This window comes from Micromonospora globosa (genome assembly GCF_000717585.1).
Lineage (GTDB): Bacteria > Actinomycetota > Actinomycetes > Mycobacteriales > Micromonosporaceae > Micromonospora > Micromonospora aurantiaca.
Genome location: NZ_JNZR01000049.1, coordinates 20,698 through 27,267 on the forward strand (window position 1 = coordinate 20,698; position 6,570 = coordinate 27,267).

Here is a 6,570-nt window from a genome sequence, read left to right on the forward strand (position 1 = left end):
CTCCACCCGCCCGTCAGCCGAGGTGCCGTCGTTGGAACGCTGCTGGTTGTTCGCCCGTTCGGCCGTACCGGCCGACGGCTGCCCGGGCACGCGGCTGACCGAGCTGGTCGGCACCGTCCTGACCGGTCTGGTCGCCGCCGCCCGCCGGGCCGATCCCGGCATGAACTGGTTCTTCGACCCGGAGGGCTCCCCCGCCGAGCGTCTGAGCCTCGGCTTCCATGCCGTCCCCGCCGCGCTCGACGCGGTACGGGCGGGGCTGCTCGCGTACGACCCGGGAGCGTCCCTCGCCAGCGACCGGCGCGTCGTGCGCGACCCCGCCCGGGGCGGCCCGCTCGCGTTCGCGGGCAGCGAACTGGCCCTCACCCTGCTCGGCGGGGACGTGCCCTGGCTGGCCGGCGGCGAGCTGCCGCTGGCCGTGGCGCACCTGCGACACCTGACCGGGCTGATGCCGGCGGCCGACCGCCTGGCGTTCCTCTTCCTGCACTGGCAGGAGCGCAGCCAGCGGCTCACCGGCGCACAGCGGCGGGATCTGGCCGCGCAGGCCGACGACGGGGCGGAGAAGATCGTCCTGTCGGCCGGTGACCTCCCGCTGGGCGGGGATGTGGCAGTGGCGTGGCAGCGCTACCTGGACCGGGTGACCGACGTGGTGGGCCACGACCACCCGACGGCGCCGTCCGGTTTCCTGCTGGCGCACCACGCGCAGCTCACCCACGATCGGTGGGGCATCCGGCCGGAGGTCGACTCGCTGGCCGCGCTGGCGCTGCGCCTGTCGATGGTGCGGGGCCGCCCGGCCGCGACCGCGCCGGTCCGCGTTCCGCAGAGGAGGCAGCAACCACATGCACGCGCCGGTACCTGACCGTCCCGCCGCCGGCGAGCCGGCCCACGTCGAGGTGGCGCTCGGGGAACGGTCGTACCCGGTGCTGATCGGTCCCGGCGTGCGCCACCGGCTCCCGGCGGAGGTGGCGCGGACCGGCGCCCGACGGGTCGTGGTGGTCTCGGCCCGGCCACCGGAGTGGACGCCCGACCCGGGCGTGCCGCACCGGGTGGTGCCGGCCCGCGACGGCGAGCACGACAAGAACCTGACCACTGTGGAACAGCTCTGCCGAGCGTTCGCCGAGTTCGGGCTGACCCGGACGGACGCGGTGGTCTCCTGCGGCGGCGGCACCACCACGGACGTGGTCGGGCTGGCCGCCGGTCTCTACCACCGGGGCGTCCCGGTGATCCACTTGCCGACCTCGCTGCTGGCCCAGGTGGACGCCAGCGTCGGTGGGAAGACCGCCGTCAACCTTCCGGAGGGCAAGAACCTCGTGGGCGTGTACTGGCAGCCCCGGGCTGTGCTCTGCGACACCGAGCACCTGGGGACGCTGCCGCAGCGGGAGTGGCGCAACGGGTACGGGGAGATCGCCCGGGCGCACTTCATCGGCGCCGGCGATCTGCGTGACCGGCCGGTGGCGGAGCAGATCGCCGCGTCAGTGGCGTTGAAGGCCCGGGTGGTGGCCGCGGACGAGCGGGACTCCGGCCTGCGGCACATCCTCAACTACGGCCACACGCTCGGGCACGCGTTGGAGCGGGCCACCGACTTCCGCCTGCGCCACGGCGAGGCGGTCGGCGTCGGCACGGTCTTCGCGGGCCGGCTGGCCGGCGTCCTCGGCCGGGTACCGGCCGAGCGGGTGGCCGAGCACCACGACGTGGTGGCGGGCTACGGGCTCGACACCACGCTGCCCGCCGGCGTCGACCACGACGAGCTGATCGCGCTGATGCGCCGGGACAAGAAGGCCACCTCGGGCCTGTCCTTCGTCCTGGACGGACCGGGCGGAGTCGAACTGGTCACCGACGTCCCCGAGGTCGCTGTGCGTACCGCACTCGCCGGCATGTGAGGCCGCACCGCCCGGTGCCCGTTCGCCGGCCGGCGCCGCGGGGCGGCCGGGCCGGCGAACGGATGACGAGCCGCCGGAGCCGAGCCCCGGATCGGCGCGTCAGCTACCCAGGGCCCGCTGGATCTGCGCCACCAGCACGCCGCAGGCGTACCGGTCCGCGGCCCCGACCATGCCGACAATGGTCGCCGGCAGCGGGCCGTTGTCCGTCTCCGCCGGGTCATGGTGCATGAACACGACGAACTGCCCCCGGTCGATGAACGGTGCGAGGATCGGTTCGGCGTCGACGCCGGGGGCCAGTGAGAAGAACGTGGTCATGGCGCATGGATGCTGGTCCAGCAGCGAACTGCGGTGCAGCAGCGAGGTGGTGGCCCCGCTGACCCGGAAGTTCGGGTCGATGACCCGCAGGGCGCCGTCGCGGCCGATCCCGGCGTCGAAGGAGCAGTAGCCCCGGTACCCGAGCTCACTGGCCTTCCGGACCCCTACGGTCAGCGCTTCGACCAGCTCCTCCGGGGGCTGGTCGTCGTCCATCACACAACCGACCCACGTCGAGGTGGGCTGCGGCAGGTGTACGGACGAACCGAAGTAGTGCACCGCTCCGCTGTCGGTCACGCCGAACTGGATACCCCAGATGGTCTGGAAGGGCACCTCCTCTTCGACGATCCACTGCTCGCTCACCTGTTCCAACTGGTTGAACAGGGAACGGTTCCGCCGGTCCCGCAACCGACGGGTGAAGATCGCAATTCCGCTGGACACCTCGACCCCGGCCGGTTTGATGACCGCCGGCCGGCGGTCGCGCGCCACGATACGGCGCACTTCGGCGGGGGTGGCGACCTGCCGGCGGGGCAGGTACTCCGGCGCGACCAGAGTCTCCAGCACGGTCTTGTTGTTGAGGCGGGCGAGCAGATCTGCGGGCACCCGGGCGCGAGCGGCCCGCAGTCGCGGGTCATGCGGAGGAAATTGGAACTCCAGCATCTCGCCCCGCTCGACGGCTTCCCGCGCGTACCGCACCGCCTGCGCGCCGGAACGGAATGCCCGCAGGTCGCTGGGCGTCTTCAGACCACTCCGGCTGAGCAGACGCAGCGACTTGTCCGCGCTGGAGCCGGTGCTGCAGATCGCCGCCGACTGGTGCGGAAGGGTCAGGTGCAGACCCGTGATCATGTCCAGGCCGTTGTAGAGAGCGGCGCCCGCGCCGGCGAGATAGGGGCTGTCGGCGGTGGCCGACGGGTCGGGCGGCCGGGCCAGGACCACCCCGTCGTGTGCGAACACCTGTACCTGGATGGGCACCTGCATTTAGTCTCCTGACATGCCGGCCCGGTGCGGGCCTCGGGGTGGCGGTGAAACCGGTGCGCCACGGCCACGAACAGCGGAGAACGTGGCCGAAGGGGTGCGCTCCCGGTCCTGATCCGGCCGCTCGGCCGCGAGAGCCGGGCGTGCCGCGTGCACCGACCGGACGGTCGTGAGCTGGACCGGCCGGGAAGCCGGCTGGCTTATGGCCAGCGTTGCGGCGGCGAGGTGCACACCGCCGGTCAGCGGCTGAGTTTCCAGCCACCGACCGGCGTCATGATCGAAAGATCATAGTCACTATGCATTGCCCCGGGATGGGCCAGACAGGCGAACGCGGACGGCTCTTTCGCCGCCGAGGCCGCCGATACTCCTAGCGGGGCCATCGACTCGGGCTGACCGAAAAGCTGTTCTTCAGAAGGGCTGGAGTCGCCGGACGGCGCTGTCGCAGCCCGCGCTGTCGAGTGCCCGGATCCGGACGGCCACGCCCCCTGCCAGCTCACATCGCCGGACCGGCCTCGACGCGGCCGGCGGGCACCGCCGACACGTCCCAGGCCTGCCCGGGGAGGAGATCTCCGGCTGATGCGCTAGGGGTCGACGTGCCGATCTCTAGGGGTGTACGCCACTCCACAGCGCTTCGTATGGTCGGGCCCCATCGGCTCGTCGTTCCCACTCTCAGCGCACCGGATCGGGTGGCCCGCGAGCGGTGCCGCCCGTCAACGCGCCTCGCGCCAACCCCGCCGTCCGGCGTGCGGCATCCCGGCTGACCGATCGTCGCGGCCCTGCGCCTTTCGGTCGTCCCCTTTCGATCGGAGGTTGAGCTGTTGTCTGTCGGGTTCGATGGCGCCCAGGCCGCGGACGGCGCGGTTGCTCTGGAGCTCGTGGGGGACCTGCGGAGGCCGGCGGTGTGGCCCGCGCGGGCGGCCTCGGTGCACCGGGTACTGCCCGCCTGGCCGTCGCGCATGACACCGGCCGGGCACGTCGTGGTGGCGGGGCTCGTGGCGGTCCTGGCCCGCTGGACCGGCCAGGACGAGGTGGTGCTCGGGCTGGCCCCGGCCGGCGGGGTGGTGGTGCGGGTGGACGTCTCGGGCGACCCGGGATTCGGGGAGTTGGCGGCGCGGGTGGGACTGGCGTGGACGGCGCCGGTGGCGGTGGCGGTTCCGGACCGGCCGGACCCGGTGGCGGTGGAGTTGGCCGACGGCCCGGTGGCGGAGACGGGACCGGCCGCGGTGGACGTCGACATGGTGGTACGCGTGGCGGCGGACGGGTCCGTGCTGCGGGTGGACTACGCGGTGGAGGGATTCTCCGCGCAGTTCGTACAGGGACTCGTGGATCAGGTCGTCGTGCTCGTCTCCGCCGGGACGGCGGCGCCGCAGGTAGCCCTGTCGAGGTTGCCGTTGCTGGACGCCGCGGAACGGCAGCGGTTGCTGACGTGGGGACGCGGCCCGGTGCGGGAGATCCCGGGTGAGCCGATCCACGAGCTCGTGCTGGGCTGGGCGCAACGGTCGCCGGAGGCGGTGGCGGGTGTCGCGGGTGACGAGGTTCTGACGTACGGGGAACTGGATCGCCGGTCAGGACTGCTGGCGGCGTACCTGCGGTCGGTGGGTGTCCGTGCCGGTGACGTGGTGTCCGTGGCGCTGGAGCGCGGGTTGTGGTCGCTGGTGGCCGCGATGGGCGTGCTGCGGGCGGGTGCCGCGTACACGCCGATGGACGTGTCGTGGCCCGCGGAGCGGATGCGGGTGCTGCTGGCCGACCACGGCGCGCGGGTGGTGTTGACGGTCGGTGCGGTAGCGCCCCGGATCCCCGCCGGGGACGGGGTCACGGTGGTGGCGCTGGACGACGGCTGGCCTGCGGTACCGGCCGGTGCGGCGGCGGATCTGCCTGTGGTGCCGGTGGACGCTCCGGCGTTCGTCATCTACACGTCGGGTTCGACAGGCACGCCGAAGGGCGTGGTGCTGTCGCACGAGAGGCTGACGAACTTCCTGGCGTGGATGACCGACGAGTGCGCCATCGGCCCCGGCAGCCGGATGCTGCACTCGGCGGCACCGGTCTTCGACGCCGCGTTCGGGGAGATGTTCGCCGCGCTCACCGGCGGGGGTTGCGTCGTCGTGTGCCCGCGCGACGATCTGCTCGACGCGCGCCGGCTCACCGATCTGGTCAACAGCCACGGCGTCACGCACACGTTCGGCCCGGCCACCAACATCGCCCCGCTCGACCCGGCCGCCTGTCCCGGCCTCCGCTGCATCATCTTCGGCGGCGAGGCCGTCCCGCCGCGGTTGGCCCAGCGGTGGCTGACGGCGGGCACGCGGGTGGTCAACGCGTACGGGCCGGCCGAGATCGCCGTGGCGTGCACCTGGTTCGACGCGTCGGCCGGGTGGGGTGGCGCGTACGTACCGATCGGCTGGCCGATGCCGAACCGGCAGGTCCGCGTCGTCGACGCGAACCTCGACCTCATGCCGGTCGGGGTTCCCGGGGAGATCCTGATCGCCGGCTTCGGCGTCGCCGACGGTTACCTCAACCGTCCCGAACTGACCGCCCAGCGGTTCGTCACCGACCCGTACGGCGGCGGGCTCGCCTACCGCAGCGGCGACCTGGGGAGATGGAACAGCGCCGGCGCACTGGAGATCCTCGGCCGGATGGACCACCAGGTGAAGGTCAACGGCATCCGCATCGAGCTGGGCGAGATCGAGAGCATCCTCGCCCAGCACCCGGAGGTGGAGACCGCCGTCGTCGTCCGCCGCGAGGACCGGGGCGTGGCCCGACTCGTCGCGTACGTCACCGGGCGCGACGGCCGCACCCCGGCCACCGGCGACCTGCGCGACCACGCCGCGGCCCACCTGCCCAGCTACATGGTCCCCGCCGCCGTCGTCACCCTCGACCGCTTCCCCCTCGGCGGCACCGGCAAGATCGACCGGAATGCCCTTCCCGCACCCGACGCCCAACGCCCCGACCTCGGCGTGCCGTACGTCGAGCCGGCCACCGAGGGCGAGCGCCTCGTCGCGGAGGTGTTCGCGAGCGTGCTCGGCATCGAGCGGGTCGGCGCCCGCGACAGCTTCTTCCACCTCGGCGGCACGTCGTTGCAGTCCGCGGCCGTCGCCACAGGCATCGACGAGGCCGCCGACGTGGTCGTGCCCGTCTCGCAGATCCACCGCACCCCCACCCCGCACGAGCTGGCCCGGTGGCTCGCCACCGCCCCCCGCCGTACGGACACCGGCTCGACCGCCGGACAGACCCGGCAGCGCCCGGGACCGGTCCCGCTCGCGCAGCAGGTGGCGAAGTGCCTGATGTCGCCGCTGGAGGTCGTCGTCCCGGTCACCTGGTGGATCGAGGGTGAGCTGGACCTACGGGCCCTGATGGCCGCCCTCGGCGACCTACACCACCGCCACCAGGCCCTGCACGCCCGCTACCGGCG

General features: G+C 73.2%; 4 protein-coding genes. 3 read left to right on the plus strand and 1 reads right to left on the minus strand.

Going from position 1 to position 6,570, the window contains the following annotated elements:
• Window positions 1–22: 22 nt before the first annotated feature.
• Together IF06_RS0130120 and IF06_RS0130125 are read left to right on the plus strand one after the other, a co-directional pair.
• Entirely contained in the window at window positions 23–856 is an 834-nt protein-coding gene (locus IF06_RS0130120; RefSeq protein ID WP_232236800.1) for a hypothetical protein, read from the plus strand.
• Window positions 837–1,877, plus strand: coding sequence for a 3-dehydroquinate synthase family protein (locus tag IF06_RS0130125; protein WP_030275101.1), 1,041 nt, complete (start codon window positions 837–839; stop codon window positions 1,875–1,877). The genes IF06_RS0130120 and IF06_RS0130125 overlap by 20 nt, the downstream gene beginning before the upstream one ends.
• A 99-nt stretch (window positions 1,878–1,976) precedes the next feature.
• Here the strand turns inward: IF06_RS0130125 and IF06_RS0130130 are convergent, their stop codons facing one another.
• On the minus strand, window positions 1,977–3,167 hold the full coding sequence (locus IF06_RS0130130; protein WP_013477288.1) for a hypothetical protein: 1,191 nt from the start codon (window positions 3,165–3,167) through the stop codon (window positions 1,977–1,979).
• 896 nt (window positions 3,168–4,063) lie between these two features.
• Between IF06_RS0130130 and IF06_RS0130135 the strand changes: the two genes are divergently transcribed.
• Window positions 4,064–6,570: non-ribosomal peptide synthetase (locus IF06_RS0130135; protein ID WP_269636145.1), on the plus strand; the 2,507-nt coding region annotated here is incomplete at its 3' end.